Raw genomic sequence first — 18,612 nt, 5'->3', positions numbered from 1 at the left:
CCATCTAAGGAACTGAGATGAAGATCATTATCGCTGGTGGGAGCGGCTTCATAGGCCGTCTCCTGATTGAGAAGTTGCTTTCAAGGCCCGCAATGAGCGGCACCTTTGGGCAGGAGCTCATAGAGGAAGTCATTGTTTTCGACAACGTTGCAGCTGACGAGCATATGGCTGCGACTGCGGATTCTCGCATCAAGGTCGTGTTGGGCGACATCACTGATCGTGCAGTGATCGAAAGACTCGTAGCCGACGCCGGCACGACGTCCGTTTCTGTTTTCTATCTGACAGCGGTCATGAGCGGCATAGCGGAAAAAGATATCGAACTTGGATACCGCATCAACGTCGATGGTCTGTTCAATATGCTGAATGCGTTGCGAACGCTTGAGCATCCCCCGCGCTTTATCTTTGCCAGTACGGTGGGAGTTTTCGGTGGAGACGAGATGCCTGCGATCGTCAGCGATTCGACAAAGCAGACACCCCAATCGAGCTACGGTATCGCCAAGGCGATCGGCGAACTGCTTGTCAACGACTATACGCGAAAAGGGTATATCGATGGACGGGGAGCACGCCTTCCGACTGTTGTTATCCGTCCTGGCGCACCTTTTGCCGGGGCAGGAAGCTTCGCAAGCGACATCTTTCGGGAACCGATTCAAGGACGCGATTGTGTGCTGCCGGTACAAATGGATACGCGCTTATGCATCCTTGGCTACCGTGACGTCGTTGATTATCTTTTAGCGCTCCATGAACTTGAAGGAAGTGCTCTCGGTGTCGATCGCACGATCAACCTGCCCAACATTCAGTGTGGGGTCAGGGAAATGGCAGCGGCGGTTGAGAAGGTTGCGGCAGAGCAGGATTTGAAATCTGGCAGCATTACGGTTTCACCTGACCCCAATATCGAACGAATTGTCTCGTCTTGGCCGACGGGAATGGATGCCAGCAAAGCCAAGTATCTCGGGCTGCCCCAGCCCACCGCGCTCGACCAATTGATCAGAGACTTCCAAGTTGATTTCCCGGCCATCCCGTAATCGATTTTGAACGGGTAGTAACCGACCTGCTTGACGCCTGACGCAGGCCAACTAGTCCAAGCGAAAATTTCTCAGCATCAAAAGCACCCCGCAACGCAGCTCCATTCCGGCGTGCGGCTTCGTGGGTCGTTGACCTAAGTTACGCCAGTTAGGACGAGAAATTAAAGGACTTGCAATAAAAAGGCTATAGGTCTATGATAAGTCATACAGAAGAGATAGAGATAGGCCTAGTTCTTGATCGCGCAATGAGCCCTACATGGCAGATCGCAAAAGAGCGGACAGGCAAGAAGTCACGTTTGGCGTGACGAAGGATGCTCTTCCGAGACAGTGATAACCACTGCAGGTCGTTCCATGCTGCCCGAGGCAGGAGTGGAGTTTGTTTCCAGCACGCCCAAGGCATTGAAATTGTTAGGAGTCAAGAAAATGCAAAATCCACTCAGAAACGGCAACCGTCTCAAACTCGGGCTCTTTGGAACGAACGGGAAAGCGGGTGCGCAAACGCTTGTCCCCGAGCTTTACTACCCGACTTGGGAAAACTCGATCAGGACAGCGCAAGTTGCCGATAGGGCAGGTTTCGAGACGATCGTGGCCTATGCACGTTGGAAGGCGTACATGCCAGGGCGGCCAGATCACATCAGCGGTGTCGTTTTCGATCCTTTCACTTGGTGTGCAGGAATTGCTCAGGCCACGAATTATTCGGCAATCATGCCCACTTCACACGCACCAACTATCCATCCCGTTACGTGCGCCAAACAATGTGCCACCATCGACCATATATCGAATGGCCGCCTTGCTCTGAATATCGTTGGGGGCTGGAATAAGCATGAACTCGAAATGTTCGGCGCCGACATGCTCGAACATGACCGCCGATACGAGCAGTTAGAGGAATGGCTGACGGTTATTAAGAAGATGTGGGTGGAAACCAACGAATTTGATTACCAAGGCAGTTTCTACAATGTTCGGCGCGGCGCTTCAATGCCAAAGCCATTACAGCAACCCGCCCCCCCCATCATGAACGCTGGCGGCTCTGCACGTGGAATGAGTTTTGCGTGCCAGCATGCCGACATTTGCTTTGTAATTCTACAATCCGACGACCCCAACGAGTGGCGCAAGCAAATCGACCTTTACAAGAATACTGCCCGGTCGTTTGGCCGCGAAATCCAAGTTTGGACTTATTGCCCAGTTGTCCAGCGGGACACAAAAGAGGAGGCGGAAAACTACCTGAACTATTTCGCCGTCGAAATGGAAGACAAGGAAAGTGTTGACGCTTGGTCGGTGGGCATTGGCTCGCAGTCTCAGATCGCCTCCCCTGACAAATTGAGGGAGATGCGCAAACGGGTAGCAGCGGGTGCCGGTGGAAATATTCTTGTCGGCACCGGCGAGATCATTTCTGAGCAAATGCAGACCTTGTGCGATGCCGGCTTGGACGGCGTGCTGTGCTCTTTTGTCAATGTGGACGACGGTTTGCATCGATTTATCTCCCAAGCCCTCCCACTCCTTGAACAACGCGGCTTGCGCCAGTCTTTTGCACCCCAGAAGTCCGAATCGAGCATAGCGGCCGCCATGGCATGAGCTGACTCGGCCAAACAACCTGGAAACTACGTAGCGAGCGACCGCCCTTTCCTATGACGCGAAAGAAGCGCGCGCTGAAACAGTGCCATGGATTTGGGCTGTGAGCCCGACAACCATTCTACGGAGCGCGAATATGGCTGGGTCTAACCCATCACCGTCGACACAACTCAATCTGCCGGATCTCCTAGCTGAAGCGGACATCAAAACCTTGCTGATGGTTCTCGTAACATTCGATCATGACGAGCGCATCCTCGACGAATGCCAGCCCTACATAACCGGTGCCTGGGACTACATGGAGAACATACCGAGCTATCTGCGAGAAAAGATTATTACGAGGCTTGCTGATCTGCTTTCGGACATTAATGCCGGTAAAAGGCCAAGGACTGCCACCCCAACCGCGGAGTTGCTTGAAAAGATGATGTCGACGTTCGTTGGGCAACCCATCCCATCCGAATACATCCCGCTCACGACGCAACAATTTTCGTTCCCTCTCATCCCTGAAGCACGGGGGAAGCATAGCGGTATCGCTTCTCGCGCGACCAAATCCGACTTCAAGGTCGTGATCATCGGTGCGGGGATGTCGGGGATATGCGCGGCGATCAAGCTGAAGGAAGCTGATATACCGTTTATCATCTTTGAAAAGAACGATGCGGTTGGTGGAACGTGGTACGAAAATACCTATCCAGGCGCCGGCGTGGATACACCCAACCATATTTATTCGTTCAGTTTCGAACCTAACCACGACTGGTCGGAATATTTCGCGAAACGAGATGAGATCTTCAAATATTTCGAGGCTGTATCAGAGAAATATGGGCTTTACCAATCAATCCGGTTTGGCGCCAACGTGACAGACGCCGTCTACGATGACGAGCATGCCTCCTGGAAAGTGACTGCGGAGTTCAGCGACGGAACGCGCGAAGTCGTAGAAGCAAATGCCGTTTTATTCGGCGTCGGGCTTCTGAACCGACCGTCCGTGCCGAATCTGCAAGGCCTTGAGAAGTTTGAAGGGCCGGTACTGCACACCGCTCAGTGGGATAGCAGCGTCAAGTGGAAAGGCAAACGGGTCGGTATGATCGGAACCGGTGCCAGCGGTATGCAGGTTGGCCCAACTATCGCTCCTGAAGTTGAGCATCTTACAATTTTTCAACGTTCACCTCATTGGGTAACGTACAATCCAAATTACCATCGGCGTGTTACACCGGGGAAAGAGTGGGCGTTGAAAAACATCCCTTACTACGCGGACTGGTACCGATTTCAGCTGTTCTGGGCCACCGCCGACAGTTTGCATGCATCGCTGCACGTCGACCCAACTTGGCCGTACCTTGATCGATCGTTGAATGAAACCAATGAAAAGATGCGCCAGGCACTAATTGCCTCAGTGGAGAGTCAAATCGGCGATGATCCAGAATTGCTGGCGAAAGTCATTCCGACTTATCCACCGTATGGTAAGAGGATGCTACGGGACAATCATTGGTACCGTACGCTAAAACGCGAAAATGTTTCACTTGTTACGGAGCGTATTGCGGAGCTCCAAGCGGGAGCAGTAATCACATCTGATAGCCAGAAACATGACATCGAAGTTCTTGTGCTGGCAACCGGATTCAGCGTCGGACAGGTGCTTGGGCCGATCAACGTCCACGGGGCACATGGCATTGATCTCAGATCAATTTGGGGCGAGGACGATCCAAGGGCGTATCTTGGAATTACCGTTCCAAATTTTCCGAACCTTTTTATCATGGCTGGACCGAACACTAGTCCGGCGCACGGTGGAAGCGCGATTTTTAACGCAGAATGCCAGGTTAACTATATCGTTCAGGCTTTGCAGATCTTGGCCACTGGAGAGTACAGCGCGGTTGATGTCCGAAAAGATGTGCATGACGCCTATAACGAACGGGTAGATGCTCAAAACGCCAAAATGGTGTGGACGCACCAGGGCGTGAACAGCTGGTACAAAAATAGGCACGGCCGCGTGTTTGCATCCATTCCGTGGCGAATGGTCGATTATTGGAGTTGGACGAGGAAATTTGAACCAGGCGAATACAACTTGCGATAGGCCAATATCGCACAGCAGGGATGTGGTGACGCAACACAACCAGTCCAGCTCCAGAACCTTTCGATCGACCTGAGCGCAGCCGGAATGTCTCTGCCTCTGGATGCAGTAATTAGTAGTCGGTCACGTCTTCGTTTGGCTTCACTGAGTCTACACAATAACATTGTGATCGGCGAAGATGGCAATGTAAGACGTACACCTTAGCGCTTAAGCGAACGTCGCTCCTTTGTGCGCTTCGCCTTTTGTTCGGTTCGGCGTCTAATACGGAAATTTGACTGACGCGCAGTTGCAACAACGGCAGGGCGCGCAATGGTTTAGCGGTTGGCGTTGGGGCGCTGTTTGCTCTCCACAATCTTCACCATAGCTCAAAAGTCCCAAGCACGTAGTTCAGAAGTAGAAAGAATCTGTTGTGTCCGACCGATTTTGGGGCCAACGCGACCCCATTATATTCCTATAGGTATTGGTTTACAGAGGCGATCGCGCGCTCTCGAGGGCGAGCATTATCTATCAAAGTCCATCCTTCCCAGGATCGTAATCACGATAGACGAGACCCATTTCGGCGAGCTTCTGCCGCATGCCATACATATCCAGACCAAGTTCTCCTGCCTGAAGCCGGACCCGCGACTTAGCTTCCTTCTCAACGCGGACTCTGGAGCTTTCGACGGTCTTTGCTATTCTCGTCTGGGCGACAACCACGACCCCATCGTCATCGGCAACGATCACATCGCCTGGGCGCACATATGCGCCTGCGCACACGATTGGTACGTTGACGGAGCCCAAAGTCTCCTTAACCGTGCCTTGTGCTGATACAGCTTTAGACCAAATCGGGAAGCCAATCTCGCTGATCTCAGCAACATCACGGCAGCCCGCATCAATGACGAGACCGGCGACGCCTCTAGCGATTAGCGACGTTGCCAGGAGATCGCCGACGTAGCCGGCATCGCATGGTGCCGACGGCCGCACGACAAGGACGTCGCCCTGTCTGCATTGTTCTACCGCAACGTGGATCATCCAGTTGTCACCTGGAGGCACATCGACGGTCACCGCGGGGCCAGCAATGCGACTTCCGCTGAAGATCGGCCGCAAGTAGGAGAACAACATGCCGGACCGTCCCTGAGCTTCATGCACCGTCGCGGTTCCAAACGTTGCGAGCTGGCGCACCAAGGTGGCATCAGGTCGCGGCACGTTCCGTATTACGACACCCATCGCAAAGTCCTCCATAATGAAAAATTAGTCCTATATATATGAAGGGTATGTGGCATATGTCCAGCTCGTCGTCCGTCAAAATGAGGTATCTTCCTGCAGTATCGACATGTTTCAGCTGTTCGCTCTTCAGTGCAGCCACCTCGTACGTCGTGCTCGCCACATTTTTTCCCGCTCATATGGCCATGCGTAAAAATCGCTTGAAGACAATATCGTAGTCCTGTATATGACTTTTATAAGAAATATATTGGACAGTCGGCATTCACTCAGACCGACGCGAGGAAGATGGGCGTATTCACCTAAGGACCCAAGGCTAGATGATGCATTTCCTGGGGCGAACGAGGAGGAGAGTGTAATGAATGCCATTGACGAGCCGCTTCTCGAGCAGGGGTCTCCCAAGGATGATCCAAGGGCGTTCAGGCGCGCACTAGGCCACTTTTCTACAGGTGTGACGATTATTACGGCTGAAGCCGACGGCGTCAAAGCCGGGTTGACGGTGAACTCATTCAGCTCGGTTTCACTTGACCCACCGCTTATCCTTTGGTCGGTCAACAAGTCCTCGACAAGCTGGCCAATTTTTGACGCAGCGAATGCTTTTGCGGTCAATGTCCTTGCTGCAGAGCAGAGTTTCCTTGCTTCTCAGTTTGCACGGTCAGGAGGAGACAAATTTCAAAACGTTGAATGGCGTCCCGGCAACACAGGCGCTCCGCTGTTGGCAAACGTTGCAGCTCAATTCGAGTGCCTTCGGCACGTTGAATATGATGGTGGCGATCACCTTATCGTAGTTGGCGAGGTCGCGCACTTTTCTCGGTTCGAGCGTCGACCACTGGTCTTTGCGCAAGGTCGGTTCAGTCTTGCAATAGACCACCCTGAAACGGCACGCCTTGTGAGCCCTGGACAATTGGGCATTAAGCCAACTTTTCTCGCTCTTCTTCGCCGTGCTTTTCTTCAGCGGGGGCATGAGTTACGGGAAGAGGCTCAAAGTGTCGGTTTCACGGAGAACGAAAGCCGGCTTGTTTACTATCTAGAGCTCAATCCCGGCCTTGATATTGAGACGGCGGCGCGGATTTCCTTACTCGACACCGTTTCCGCCACTGAGGCTGCTGAGGCACTCAGAGAGCGAGGCTGGGTGTCGCAGTCGAGTGGGGGGGTACTTGCGCTGACCGAGTTGGGACGTGAAAACTTCGCGCGACTGCAGGACCTGACGGTACACGCGGAGAAGGTCAAGCTCGGTCGATTCTCCGACGGAGAGATTGAGAAGGCTCGGCAGGTCATCGCGAGCTTAGCAACGATCTAAGATCGGCGGCAAACTCAGTTGTCGCGCGCACTTAAGTAACAGATCTTCCGTGTCGCCCGCGCTCCGAATTGGTGAGAACTCCTACGACAATGTTCGTAGAGGTTAAGCATCAGTCGACAAGTCGGCCGTCGTTCGGTGGTTACCGTGTTCAGGTTCAACCTTTTGAAATATTGGAGAAAGAATTATGCAGGATCTAACAAAGCTTACAGAAATCACCGAATCTGGCTACCGCATTGACGCGGAGGCGCGTCTGAAGGATTTGGGTATTGTTTTGCTGCCGGTCCCCGCTCCAGTATCAAACTATCGTCCATATATCACGTCGGGGAAGCTTGTGTTTCTGTCGGGACAGGGTCCGAGGAAACCGGAGGGTGGCGTTTACACTGGAAAAGTTGGCCAAGACGTGTCGCCGGAAGAGGCTTATGAGCACGCTCGCCTGATCTGCACCGGGTTGCTCGCGGCGGTGCGCCAGGCCGCCGGCGGAAGCCTAAACAACGTCAAGCAAGCGGTAAAACTCTTGGGCATGGTCAACGTTGGCCCCGGTTTTTACGACACCGCACGCGTAATCAATGGATGTTCCGATCTGCTTGTTGAAGTTTTTGGTGAGAACGGCCCTCATGCTCGGTCCGCGATCGGTATGGCAAGTCTCCCGCAGAACATGTCCGTTGAGATCGAAGCGATTTTCGAACTCTATTGAGTTTGAGGTCGCCACATCAAACGACATTGAAACAGGACGTCCCTCATGAAATTTCTGACCTATCGTCTCAATGAGAAATTCGGCGTTGGGATCTTACACGGCACAGAGCAATTTTTTGACCTTGGCCAAGACCCGTCGCTTCCAACCGACATGATAGCATTGATCGCCGGAGGCGATCAGACTTTGAGCCGGGTGCGCAAAGTTGTTACTCAAGCAGGCGCCGATAGCCTGCAAGCGTTAAGCTCTATCGAGATAGTGGCGCCGATTCCGCGACCAAGCAAGAACGTATTCTGCGTCGGACGTAACTATCGAGGTCACATCATTGAAGGAGCGCGAGCGCGGGGAATAGAAGTTAATTTTCCGGCAGTTCCAGAATTTTTCACCAAGCCCGTTACCTCGATAGTTGGACCGGAAGCCGGAATACGTCGATATCAAAGTTTGACGAGCCAGCTGGACTACGAGGTCGAACTCGCGGTGGTAATCGGCCGAAAAACGCGGGATGTATCGGTAGAACAAGCGCTTAGTTCCGTTTGGGGTTACACGATCATCAATGAGATCTCTGCGCGAGACTTGCAACGTGCACATGGCCAGTGGTTCAAAGGTAAGGGGCTCGATACCTTCTGCCCGATGGGGCCATGGATCGTAACTGCGGACGAATTCGGCAATCCAGAAGGGCATCGGTTGTCGTTGACCGTCAACGGTGGGGTCCGGCAGGCCTCGACAACGACAGACCTATTATTTTCCGTCGCAGAAATCATTTCCCATTTGTCGGCTGGTCTTACGCTCGAGCCAGGAGATATCATTGCTACAGGGACGCCAAGCGGCGTTGCGCTCGGCATGTCGCCACAAGCCTGGCTGGAGATCGATGATGTTGTTGCTGCCGAGATCGATGGCATCGGCGTATTGCGCAATCGAGTTATTCCCTAACCGTTAGCGCAGCGAGCACCGCGCCATTTGGGCTCGATTTCCTCAATGCGTCGATCCGTGTCTTCGACAAGTTCTTGCAGGTGAACCCTTTTGCAACTATCGCCAACATAACTTGCGCCCCGGCGATTTCAGTGCCGTGCTTTTGGACCTCATCGAAATTGCCGGTTGGGACGCAATTTGTTGGCACACATGGTGGTGAGGATTGCTGTTAGCGCTAGCTAAAGATATTGAGTTAGCTCGGCATTGGAGGCACCCAACGATATCGAATATCCTATCCGGTTCCAACTTTACATGGCCATTTTACCCGTTCGCAGCGATAGAATTACTTGGGTTCTTGCAATAAAGCCCGGTCTTCGCGGCTGGTCTTTTTCGTAACCTCGCGCTTTTGCCTCATTGGCTGTCTTCGTGCTGTGTCGAGCATCTGTTGCTTGATATGCTTTCGTCCAGAAGCAAAGATTTCTAGGCTATAGCCCGTTAAAGGTAACTCAATTCTCTGATACCAATTTGGTTGATTTGCCGCCGTGTAAGCGAATATCTCCCAATGAAGTCCCTGACTTTTTACATCCAGATGATTTATGATACATGTCCGATCGCTTAATACACCACCTTTCAATTGGTACACGAAATGGTCGCTTTCCATGTTTTGTCGATCAATCAGCATCGTCAACTCGTGGCCGTCCAAGCGGTACAACGGTAAAGACAATAACATATCAAAATCTCTTCTCACTAAGTAAATAGTATTTAGAGCACTAAATTGAAGGTCAATATTGGCAATACGTCGTATCTCGATGGTTTCGCCTTCTCCGAGATGTTGACGCCACGGACCATCTTCATTGATAACGTTTATCTCTTCCACCTTCAGAAACACCGGAAGCACACGCTTGTTTTCATCGATAAACCGGAAATTAACTACTTCCTCGCTCTCCGGTGAGCCCGTGGTGACGTAGGTCCCGCTTCCGTGCACGCTCATAATGAGCCCGTTATTTTCCAAAATTTTGAGGCTCTTTTGGACAGTGCCTACACTCACCCCGTATTCGGTCGCGAGGTCGCTTTGAGAACGCAACCGTTCACTTGCTCGCAATGCTCCCGACTTGATTTTCTGTTCAAGTTCGACAGCGATAGCGTCGTATTTTTTCACGGAAAGCTCCGATGTGATGAGGCATATGCAAGGAATTTGACCAACCACGCGTTGGTATACCGCCACGAGATATATATAGGACTTTAAGTCAATTCGCGCAATTGTTGCGAGAGACTTTTCCGCTCAGCGGACAGTGACGATCCTCTGGTATTTAGCGAAGGTGATCGGCGTATTTCGAGGACGGAGCGTCACGATCACGCGGAACCGAGCAGGCACGACATCGAGACGTTCGGAAACATTCTCGCCCATCGCGTGCAGTTGGCCCCGGCAGCGAAGGCAGGTCTTGTGTTGAACATCGACGATCTGCTCGACATGCGGCCGGTGTGCGGGCAGCGCCCTGCGGTTGGCGCGGCGCTTTCTAACTCGGTCGGGGTGCTTTACCGGGTCAGTTGGTTCCGCACCTGCGAAGCTCTGCCTCAATCTGCTCGGCCTCTTCGAGCCCGAGAAGCAATTGATCGACCGGCAGGCTTTCAGCCCGACGACCGAAGCGATGGCGTTGCAAACTCCTTGATGATTTGGCGCAGCCGCTCATTTTCTGCGGCTCCTCGGCGAGCATCGCCCGAAGGGCAATCGGATCGCTAGTCGGGATCTGGCCGTTTTGTTCAACAAGCCAATTCAATCATGAATTACAGTGGTTGCCGTAGCTGAGAGGATCAACTTGTAACATCTGGAACGCGCGTTTCACGCGACTCATGCACTCGTCGTCATCGATCCCGCGCTGCATCAACCAGCCCAACATCTCGGCCGAAACGTACGCCGCTGTCGGCGGCCAGGCGCTGCGGATAGAGACCGAAGCGATTCCGGGCGTGATCAATCACGGTGCGTGCGTCGCGTCGATCATGATTCGCTCAGACTTCGAGCCTTCCCGGACAACGCGGCAAAGATCCTGTCGAACACATCGAGCCAGCTCCAGCGGATGAAGCGGTTGTAGAGCGTCTTGCCGGAAGGCACGTCCTTCCATCGCAAGCCGTTCCTGCTCACATGGACAATGCCGCTGATCACCCGCCTGTCATCAACCCCGGGACCCATGAAACAGAGGGAAATACGGCGATATCCCCGCCATCTGTCGCTCGCTCGCCCTGAGCCTAGTCCGAGCCCTAATTCCGATCTTCGCAGGTTTCTTTAGAGCCAACCCCCGATTGCGAGAAGGACGCATAACCCGCAAAAACGTCACTCGGTTAATCTCGTCGCATCGCTCGCCGGCGGTGTCGAAAAGGACATTGCCTGGGTCCGGAACGCCATCGTACAACCTTGCCGAGGCAGAAACGGCGCCTCGGCACAAACGCTAGCTGGCCATCGTGTTCGATTCCCTTTACTCAACTGAAGGCGGGCATGGCGCGAGGTGCCCGCTTTTCGCTTCTGATCCAGTGCAGGGTCATGACGGCGGCGATGACGATCAATGGAAGGCACAACAGATTAAGCTCTTTCCAGCCTAGCCATTGAAGCAACGGGCCAGCCGCAAGAGATGTAAGGGCCGTGACACCCGCGCGGAGCATTTCCGCGATGCCCTGGATCTTGGCTCGCTCGACAGGCAGATAGGAGCGCGCCAACAGGGTTGTGCCGCCCACAAACATGAAATTCCAGCCGACGCCAAGGCAAAGTAACGCCAGGTAAAACGCCGGAACCTCGAGCGAACTCAATGCAATGATCGTGCAAGCGGCTATCAGGGCCATCCCTGCCATCAAAATACGAGCCAGCCCAAACCGCTTGATCAGCGCTCCCGCAAAAAGCGAAGGTGCATACATCCCGACGAGATGCCATTGGATCATGCCAGCGCCATCGTCAATGGTATGCCCAGACATAACGGCCGCGAGCGGCGCAGCCGTCATGAGTAGCATCATAACGGCGCCACCCACGACGTTGTTAGCAAGAGCCGCCCAGGAGATCGGCTGCCTAAAGACAACACCCAGTGGCCTTGGTTGGCCCTCATTATCCTGCATATGGGACATATCGTTGCCGCGATCTCGGAAGACCAGCGCGAACAAAAATGCCGAAGCCACCCCGAGCGCACAGACCAGCAGGTAAGATCCCGCAAACATCGCGGGTAAAACGTCTTTGGTCCAAGCCGCAAAGAGCGGCCCCAAGAATGCAGCCGCGACGCCGCCAGCCAAAACGAAGGAGATTGCTTTGGCTTTGCTTTCCTGCGAAACAGCATCTGCTGCGGCGAGCCGATAATACCCCGCGAACGCCTGAAAAATGCCGACTCCCGCAGTACCGAGGCAAAACGTCCAAAAATTACCGTGCAGCACGGACCAGACGGATATTGCTCCTCCGATCGCGCATGCAGTCGATCCGATGACGAAGGACACTTGGCGCCCAAGACGCTCGATTAGATATGATGCAAGCAGCGTAACAACCGCTCCCGCAACTGCAATGAGCGCAAAGGGAAGAGTTGCAAGAGCTTTATCCGGGGCAAGCTGATACCCCGTCAGTCCGGTTAACGTAAGATCGACCGAGATGGCAGCTGTGAAAAGCGCCTGACCAATCGCCAGCACGACAGTATTTTGGCTCGGTAACGAGAAGTTTCGCGCGCTTGCCATTGGATAACGTGCCTCCCATAAAGCTGGTCGTTGGTGCTCCACCAGCGAAAAGATGTGGTTACCTCCCCGTCTTGGCGGCTGAAAGGACTTACTTCCCTCGAATCTAGACGCGCAGTTGCGATCCCGTTTTACCCCTTGAGTTGCGTAGACGTGTTGCTGCGTGTGTCGATGAGGGACATGGCCACCGCGAGGCAGCGCGCCATTTCCGCGTTTCGCCTCGCTTTGTGAACGATCTGATCAACCTGCGCCGGCAGTTCGCTTGAGGCGCGCCAGCAGGGCCATGTGGGCGGCGGCAAGCTGAGCCGCATCCGAGTTTGTTCGCTTGCGATTGGCCGAGGCCGGCGACCTGACGCTGGATGACCGTTGTTTCGAGTTGGAGATGCGGGGTGTGAGCGTGCACTGCTCCAATGTCGGGCGCCTGCTCAATCGCCTGGGGCTCAGTCATAAAAAACTCTGCTGGCCAGCGAGCAGCAGCGGGCCGACGTGCGCCAGGCGCGTGAACTGTGGATCGGGCGGCGAAAGCGCTTCTTCAACAAGGCCTTGGCGCGGCTAATCTTCATCGATGAGACGTCGACCAACACCAAGCTGACCAAACGCACCGGCTGGGCGCCGAAGGGCGAGCGCTTCAGGACGCATGCACCATTCGGCAAATGGCAGACGCAGACCTTCATCGCCGGGCTGCGATGTCACGGTCTTGTCGCGCTGTGGATTGTCAACGGGCCGATGAATGGCGCCATCTTCGAACGCTACGTCGAAACTCAGCTTGCTCCCGAACTGTCGGCCGGCGATGTCGTCATTCTCGACGATATCGGCTTCCACAAGAACGGGCGCGCTGCACAACTGGTTCGCCAAAAGGGCGCTTGGCTCCTGTTCCTGCCGCCATACTCGCCCGATCTCAGCCCATCGAGATGGCCTACTCAAAACTCAAGGCGCGGCTGCGAAAGAAGGCGGCCAGAACCTTCGATGCACTCTGCGAGGCGATCGGCGATATCTGCCTCCTGTTCGAGCCAGCTGAATGCAGAAACTTCTTCGAAGCTGCTGGATATGAAGCCGATTAATCACGACACGTTTTTAGTTTTCGCATTTGGTCTTGTTTCCTATCGATCATGCGTGACTAATCTTACCGCCGTCGGAGCAGCCAGTTATTCGGCTAAATTCCGACGACGAGCGCACCGCCGCTGAGACCTGCACCTGCCGCTGCCAGTAGGATTTTCTCGCCCGGTCGAAATGGCTCGGCCTGATGGGTCAGCGACAGGGAGAGGGGGATCGTCGCGGCGGAAGAGTTGCCGTATTCGGCGATCGTCTTGACGATTGCTTGATCGGCTATTCCAAGATTCCTCCCGACCGCATCGAAAATACGAGCATTGGCCTGATGCGGCACGAACCGGCCGACATCCTGTGGTCGCACTCCGGCAGCGGCAAGGGCGCTTATCGAGCAATCGGTCATCATCTCGACAGCCCTGGCGAACACTTCGCGTCCGTCTGTCATCCTCATGCGGGTTTGGTCGAGGTCGAGGTTGCCATGGAACGGGATGTTGCTTCCTCCAGCGGGTATCTGGATCAGCCCGTAGCGCGAACCGTCCGAATCTACCGAAGCGCCGAGAATGCCCCGATCGGGGTCCTCGCAGGGACCAATCACCACGGCGCCGGCGGCATCGGCGAACAGGACGGAGCTTGCGCGCTCGGCTGGATTGATGCGGCGGCTGAGGATGTTGGCGGCGATCACCAGCGCTGGTTTGCCATGCAGGCGGGTGAATCCATCGGCGAACATCAGTGCATAGATGAAGCCGGCGCAGGCACCGGTCAGGTCGACCGCGCCCGCTCGGCCAAGACTGAGCTTGTGCGCGACCAGGGGGGCACTGGGCGGCAGAAGGTGGTCGGGCGTCGAGGTGGCAAGCAGCAGCAGACCGATGTCGCTGCGGTCAATGCCGGCGTTCGCCAGCGCCATGTCGCCAGCTTGCGTGGCAAGACCGGACAGCGTGTCTTCGTCGGTTGCCCAGAAGCGGGAACGGATTCCGGTGCGCCGCTCGATCCAGCCCTGCTCCAGGCCGAGATTGCTCTCGATCTCGGCATTCGCCACCTTGCGCCCAGGCGCGTGATGGCCAAACCCGAGAATGCGCGACGACTTGCTCATGGCCTCGAACCGAAGCGTTCGCCGGCCTCCTCGATCGCGTCATAGAGCCCGTCCAATTCGTCACCAGTGATGCAATAGGGCGGCAGAAGATAGAGGACATTGCCGAGCGGGCGCACAAGCAGCCCTCGATCGAGGAAGAACGCGCGCAGCTTCGGGCCGATTTCGGCCAGATAACCGGCTGAGCCGGCGCGCAGATCGAGTGCCGCTATCGTACCGGTTCCCCGGCTGTCGGTGAAATATGGATTGTCCTGAAACCGTCGAAGCCCGGCGGCCTGCATTGTGCTCAAGGCCGCGATCCGCTCGGCCACCGGTTCGTCACGCCAGATCTCGACATTGGCGAGTGCGGCAGCACAGGCAATCGGATTGGCGGTGTAGGAGCTCGAGTGGAAAAATGTCTTCTTCCGGTCCGTCGAATAATGGGCCTGGAAGATAGCTTCGGTGGCAAGCGTCGCGGCCAGCGGGATAGTGCCACCGGTCAGGCCCTTTGACGTGCACAATATGTCTGGAGAGATGGATGCCTGCTCGCAGGCGAACATGGTCCCGGTGCGCCCCCAGCCGGTCATCACCTCGTCGGCGATCAGCAGCGTGCCGGAGGCCTCAGCGATCTTTTTCAACTCAGACAGAACCCAGGCCGGATACATCAGCATGCCACCGGCGCCTAGCACCAGTGGCTCGACAATTAGGGCGGCGGCGCGCTGGTCACGGGCAACGGCCTCGAACCGATCCAGTGTCTCCTGCTCGCGCCCGGCGGCCGGGAAGGGGATGGTGTCGACATCGAACAGCAGGGGGTCGTAGGCGGCGTTGAACACGCCACGGGCACCGACGCTCATCGTGCCGATAGTGTCGCCATGATAGCTGTGCTCCATGACGACGATACGCGAGCGCGGCGCGCCGATGTTGCGGAAATAGCCGAGCGCCATCTTCAGCGCGACTTCGACGCAGGTCGAGCCGCTGTCGGAATAGAACACCCAATCGAGTCCCGGCGGTGCGAGACTCACCAAGGCTTTGGCCAAGCGTTCGGCCGGTTCATGCGTGAAGCCTGCGAAAATGATCTGGTCGAGGCTCGACGCGGTCGTCTCAATGGCCTTCATGATGCGGGGATGGCGGTGGCCATGCGTGACGACCCACCAGGAGGAAATGGCGTCTAGGATGCGCGTGCCGTCGGCCTTGTGTAGATAGGCGCCTTCCGTCCGGACGATTTCAGGGATCGCTGGCTCGAGTGCGTGCTGGGTGAAGGGGTGCCAGACATGCGAGTTCATCAGCGGCATCCTTCGGCTATCATCGTGAGGTCAAAAAAGTCGCTCATGGCGCGGCTGAGCGTCTCGTGCGTCAGTGGATCGAGGTGAGGCAACCTTCCCAGCACCGCAACATTGCCGAATTCGGCGATCGTCCTTTGGCTGTCGGCCATTTCCTCGCCGATGAAGGCAACGCCGATGAGTGGAATGGAGCGGGCGCGCAGGGCCTCGATAGACAGCAGGGTGTGGTTGATGGTGCCGAGCGCGGTACGGGCGCACAGGATGACGGGTAGTTGCCATTCCTGGAAAACATCGATGAACCTTGTCTGCCGGTTGAGCGGCACCATCAGCCCGCCGGCGCCTTCGATGATGAGCGGACCCGGCAAGTCTGGCAGTGAGAGCTTGGCCGCCTCGATCGCGACGCCGTCGATTTCGGCTGATCGATGCGGCGACAGCGGCATCCTCAGACGGTAAACTTCCGGCAGGATGCGCCCGGCGGGCAAGCCGGAAAGCCGGGCTACGACCTCGCTGTCGGTCTCCTCGTCGAGGCCAGATTGCACCGGCTTCCAGTAGAAGCCATTGAGCAAGCCGGCGAGCCCAGCCGAAAACACTGTCTTGCCAATTCCGGTGTCTGTCCCAGTGATGACGATACGTTTGGTCATGCCGTGGCCAACACCTCGACGAGCGCCTCGACCATGGCGGAAATCTCGGCTTCGTCGACGTTGAGCGTCAGCGAAATGCGCAGGCGAGACGTGCCCTCCGGCACTGTCGGCGGGCGAATGCCGCGTATGTCGAAGCCGCGGGCCTGCAGTGCCGACGCCATCGTCATGGTGCGCCTGTTATCGCCAATGACAAATGGCTGGATCTGCGAGCCGCTCGGCGTCACGCCGCAGTGCTCGGCCAACTGGCGGCCAGCGAAGGCAACGCGCCTGTTGAGCTGAACGCGGCGCATGGGCTCGTCGGACAGGATGGCGAGCGCTTCGCGCACTGCCACCGCCATCAGCGGTGACGGCGCGGTAGCGTAGATGAATGGTCGGCACCGGTTGACGAGATAGTCGCACAGCGTTCGCGGTCCTGTGACGAGCGCGCCGGACGCGCCGAGCGCCTTGCCGCATGTATGGAGCGCGACGATGTTGTCGCGGCCTTCGAATGCGGCGGCCAGCCCCCGGCCGCCTAGTCCCCAGACGCCGGTGGCATGCGCTTCGTCGACGACGAGGAATGCTTCGTGCCGATCGGCAAGTTCGACCAGGTTCACCATCGGAGCTCGGTCGCCATCCATGCTGTACAGGCTTTCGACCGCGATCCAGATGCGCCCCATGCCGCCACCGGCGCGCCAGTGGGTGATCGCATCCTCGACCGCGGTGACGTCATTATGAGCGGCCAGCACGAACCGGGCGCGGCAGGCCTGCGCGCCCTCATGCATGCTGGCATGGGCGAGCTCGTCGAGGACCAGCAGGTCGCCCTTCTGCGGCAGCGTCGTCAGCAGAGCGAAGTTGGCTATGTAGCCGCTGCCGAAGAACAGTGCGCATTCGGCCCCGAAGAACACCGCCGCGTCCGCCTCCAGTTGCTCATGTTCCGGCGCATTGCCGCGTAATAGCCGCGACCCGGCAGCGCCGACCGGTGTGCCCCGCGCAATCGCCGCCGCAACCGCATCGCCTAGTCTCCTGGAGGCGGCAAGCCCGAGATAGTCGTTCGACGAGAAGTCGAGCCCGGCGCGCGGCGACAGCGTCCGCAGCCGGTCCTTGCGCGCCAGTCCCTGCAAGGTCGCTTCATAGCGAGCAAGGGGTGCTCCGTTCATTGCGCCTCGAGTTCCATCGGCTCGATGCCAAGGCGCCGGAACAGCAGGGTATCCTTGTCCTCGCCGGGGTTGTCCGCCGTCAGCAGCGTGTCGCCGACGAAGATCGAATTGGCGCCGGCAAAGAAGCATAGCGCCTGCATCTCGTCGGTCATGGCGGTGCGGCCGGCGGAAAGACGCACGTGCGATTTCGGCATCATGATACGTGCCAGCGCGATGACGCGCACGAACTCTATCGGCTCGATCGGCTTTGCCTCAGCCAGCGGCGTTCCTGCGATCGGGATCAGCATGTTGATCGGAACGCTCTGCGGATGCTCCGGCAGGTTGGCCAGCGTCACCAGCATTTCGATGCGGTCCACCGGCTCTTCGCCCATGCCGACAATGCCTCCGCAGCAGACTTTGATGCCGGATTGGCGAACCAGCTCGAGCGTATCGAGCCGGTCAGCGAAGCTGCGCGTGCTGATGATCTCGCTGTAATAGCGTTCCGACGTATCGATATTGTGGTTGTAATAGTCGAGACCAGCATGTTTCAGACGGGCGGCTTGCTCGAGATCGAGCATGCCGAGGGTCATGCAGGTTTCCATGCCCAGCGCCTTCACGCCTTCAACCATCGCTACGACCGCATCCATGTCGCGCGCCTTTGGGTTTCGCCAGGCCGCGCCCATGCAATAGCGGGTGGCGCCGGCGTCACGCGCCTTGGTCGCCTCGGCGATGACGCGCCTGACTTCCGTCAGCTTCGACGCCTTCAGGCCGGTTTCGTGATGCGCTGACTGGCTGCAATAGCCGCAATCCTCCGGACATCCGCCTGTCTTGATGCTGAGAAGCCTGCTGAGCTGGACTTTGTTGGGATCGAAATTCTCGCGGTGACTCGTCTGAGCCCGGAAGAGAAGGTCATTGAACGGCAGCTCGTAGACAGTTTGGGCTGTTTCCCGGGTCCATTGATAGGGCGCACTGTCGAACGCCTCGACGGTCGTGTTAGGGTGCAGTTCCGCTGTCATTCCATCT

Annotated in this window: 15 protein-coding genes and 2 pseudogenes; 7 read left to right on the top strand and 10 right to left on the bottom strand. The window is 56.5% G+C overall.

What is annotated here, in order from left to right:
- The first annotated feature begins 17 nt into the window (after positions 1-17).
- The 3 genes from denD to ABVQ20_RS20145 all read left to right on the top strand — a co-directional run bounded on the left by denD (position 18) and on the right by ABVQ20_RS20145 (position 4,647).
- On the top strand, positions 18-1,022 hold the full coding sequence (denD, locus tag ABVQ20_RS20155; RefSeq protein WP_354461239.1) for a D-erythronate dehydrogenase: 1,005 nt from the start codon (positions 18-20) through the stop codon (positions 1,020-1,022).
- Positions 1,023-1,373: 351 nt separating this feature from the next.
- Complete coding sequence (locus tag ABVQ20_RS20150; RefSeq protein WP_354461238.1) at positions 1,374-2,594, top strand: LLM class flavin-dependent oxidoreductase; 1,221 nt, start codon at positions 1,374-1,376, stop codon at positions 2,592-2,594.
- 133 nt (positions 2,595-2,727) lie between these two features.
- On the top strand, positions 2,728-4,647 hold the full coding sequence (locus tag ABVQ20_RS20145) for a flavin-containing monooxygenase (RefSeq protein WP_354461237.1): 1,920 nt from the start codon (positions 2,728-2,730) through the stop codon (positions 4,645-4,647).
- A gap of 504 nt (positions 4,648-5,151) precedes the next feature.
- On the opposite strand, the gene ABVQ20_RS20140 is transcribed toward ABVQ20_RS20145, so the two are convergent.
- Entirely contained in the window at positions 5,152-5,850 is a 699-nt protein-coding gene (locus ABVQ20_RS20140; protein WP_354461236.1) for a 4-carboxy-4-hydroxy-2-oxoadipate aldolase/oxaloacetate decarboxylase, read from the bottom strand.
- A gap of 352 nt (positions 5,851-6,202) precedes the next feature.
- Here ABVQ20_RS20140 and ABVQ20_RS20135 point away from each other — a divergent pair, with 352 nt between their 5' ends.
- From ABVQ20_RS20135 to ABVQ20_RS20125, 3 genes are all read left to right on the top strand, one after another.
- Entirely contained in the window at positions 6,203-7,144 is a 942-nt protein-coding gene (locus tag ABVQ20_RS20135; protein ID WP_354461235.1) for a flavin reductase, read from the top strand.
- Between the two features lie 184 nt (positions 7,145-7,328).
- Entirely contained in the window at positions 7,329-7,838 is a 510-nt protein-coding gene (locus ABVQ20_RS20130) for a RidA family protein (RefSeq protein WP_354461234.1), read from the top strand.
- 45 nt (positions 7,839-7,883) lie between these two features.
- Complete coding sequence (locus ABVQ20_RS20125; protein WP_354461233.1) at positions 7,884-8,765, top strand: fumarylacetoacetate hydrolase family protein; 882 nt, start codon at positions 7,884-7,886, stop codon at positions 8,763-8,765.
- 322 nt (positions 8,766-9,087) lie between these two features.
- On the opposite strand, the gene ABVQ20_RS20120 is transcribed toward ABVQ20_RS20125, so the two are convergent.
- From ABVQ20_RS20120 to ABVQ20_RS20105, 4 genes and pseudogenes are all read right to left on the bottom strand, one after another.
- Positions 9,088-9,903 carry a GntR family transcriptional regulator gene (locus ABVQ20_RS20120; RefSeq protein WP_354461232.1) on the bottom strand — a complete coding sequence of 272 codons (816 nt, stop codon included), beginning with the start codon at positions 9,901-9,903 and terminating at the stop codon, positions 9,088-9,090.
- 174 nt (positions 9,904-10,077) lie between these two features.
- A pseudogene (locus ABVQ20_RS20115) lies at positions 10,078-10,459 on the bottom strand (IS66 family transposase); the annotation flags it as partial.
- 311 nt (positions 10,460-10,770) lie between these two features.
- Positions 10,771-10,926 (bottom strand): annotated as a pseudogene (locus ABVQ20_RS20110) (transposase); the annotation flags it as partial.
- A 293-nt stretch (positions 10,927-11,219) separates the two neighbouring features.
- A complete protein-coding gene (locus ABVQ20_RS20105; RefSeq protein WP_354461231.1) occupies positions 11,220-12,443 on the bottom strand; it encodes an MFS transporter in 1,224 nt (407 codons plus the stop codon).
- A gap of 483 nt (positions 12,444-12,926) precedes the next feature.
- Here ABVQ20_RS20105 and ABVQ20_RS20100 point away from each other — a divergent pair, with 483 nt between their 5' ends.
- Positions 12,927-13,625: a transposase gene (locus ABVQ20_RS20100; RefSeq protein WP_354461230.1), complete on the top strand. Its 699-nt coding sequence runs from the start codon at positions 12,927-12,929 to the stop codon at positions 13,623-13,625.
- Here ABVQ20_RS20100 and bioZ read toward each other — a convergent pair.
- From bioZ to bioB, 5 genes are read right to left on the bottom strand one after another with little or no spacing between them, the layout of a single operon-like run.
- Positions 13,594-14,577, bottom strand: a complete 984-nt coding sequence (bioZ, locus tag ABVQ20_RS20095; RefSeq protein ID WP_354461229.1) for a 3-oxopimeloyl-[acyl-carrier-protein] synthase BioZ — start codon at positions 14,575-14,577, stop codon at positions 13,594-13,596. The genes ABVQ20_RS20100 and bioZ overlap by 32 nt on opposite strands.
- Positions 14,574-15,839: an adenosylmethionine--8-amino-7-oxononanoate transaminase gene (locus ABVQ20_RS20090; RefSeq protein ID WP_354462228.1), complete on the bottom strand. Its 1,266-nt coding sequence runs from the start codon at positions 15,837-15,839 to the stop codon at positions 14,574-14,576. Before ABVQ20_RS20090 ends, bioZ begins: the two co-directional genes overlap by 4 nt.
- Complete coding sequence (gene bioD / locus ABVQ20_RS20085) at positions 15,836-16,474, bottom strand: dethiobiotin synthase (protein WP_354461228.1); 639 nt, start codon at positions 16,472-16,474, stop codon at positions 15,836-15,838. The genes ABVQ20_RS20090 and bioD overlap by 4 nt, the downstream gene beginning before the upstream one ends.
- Positions 16,471-17,610 carry an 8-amino-7-oxononanoate synthase gene (locus ABVQ20_RS20080; RefSeq protein WP_354461227.1) on the bottom strand — a complete coding sequence of 380 codons (1,140 nt, stop codon included), beginning with the start codon at positions 17,608-17,610 and terminating at the stop codon, positions 16,471-16,473. Before ABVQ20_RS20080 ends, bioD begins: the two co-directional genes overlap by 4 nt.
- A complete protein-coding gene (bioB, locus tag ABVQ20_RS20075; protein WP_354462227.1) occupies positions 17,607-18,605 on the bottom strand; it encodes a biotin synthase BioB in 999 nt (332 codons plus the stop codon). The genes ABVQ20_RS20080 and bioB overlap by 4 nt, the downstream gene beginning before the upstream one ends.
- Positions 18,606-18,612: the final 7 nt, after the last annotated feature.

The organism is Mesorhizobium shangrilense (assembly GCF_040537815.1).
GTDB classification, from domain to species: domain Bacteria; phylum Pseudomonadota; class Alphaproteobacteria; order Rhizobiales; family Rhizobiaceae; genus Mesorhizobium; species Mesorhizobium shangrilense.
The sequence above is the reverse complement of the archived record's forward strand: the minus strand, read 5'-3'. Positions and strand labels throughout refer to the sequence as shown.

Bases quoted from the DNA above. Each gene is read 5' to 3' on its own strand.
- denD (WP_354461239.1), top strand. From the start codon at position 18: ATGAAGATCATTATCGCTGGTGGGAGCGGCTTCATAGGCCGTCTCCTG.
- ABVQ20_RS20150 (WP_354461238.1), top strand. From the start codon at position 1,374: ATGCTGCCCGAGGCAGGAGTGGAGTTTGTTTCCAGCACGCCCAAGGCA.
- ABVQ20_RS20145 (WP_354461237.1), top strand. From the start codon at position 2,728: ATGGCTGGGTCTAACCCATCACCGTCGACACAACTCAATCTGCCGGAT.
- ABVQ20_RS20140 (WP_354461236.1), bottom strand. From the start codon at position 5,850: ATGGGTGTCGTAATACGGAACGTGCCGCGACCTGATGCCACCTTGGTG.
- ABVQ20_RS20135 (WP_354461235.1), top strand. From the start codon at position 6,203: ATGAATGCCATTGACGAGCCGCTTCTCGAGCAGGGGTCTCCCAAGGAT.
- ABVQ20_RS20130 (WP_354461234.1), top strand. From the start codon at position 7,329: ATGCAGGATCTAACAAAGCTTACAGAAATCACCGAATCTGGCTACCGC.
- ABVQ20_RS20125 (WP_354461233.1), top strand. From the start codon at position 7,884: ATGAAATTTCTGACCTATCGTCTCAATGAGAAATTCGGCGTTGGGATC.
- ABVQ20_RS20105 (WP_354461231.1), bottom strand. From the start codon at position 12,443: ATGGCAAGCGCGCGAAACTTCTCGTTACCGAGCCAAAATACTGTCGTG.
- bioZ (WP_354461229.1), bottom strand. From the start codon at position 14,577: ATGAGCAAGTCGTCGCGCATTCTCGGGTTTGGCCATCACGCGCCTGGG.
- bioD (WP_354461228.1), bottom strand. From the start codon at position 16,474: ATGACCAAACGTATCGTCATCACTGGGACAGACACCGGAATTGGCAAG.
- ABVQ20_RS20080 (WP_354461227.1), bottom strand. From the start codon at position 17,610: ATGAACGGAGCACCCCTTGCTCGCTATGAAGCGACCTTGCAGGGACTG.
- bioB (WP_354462227.1), bottom strand. From the start codon at position 18,605: ATGACAGCGGAACTGCACCCTAACACGACCGTCGAGGCGTTCGACAGT.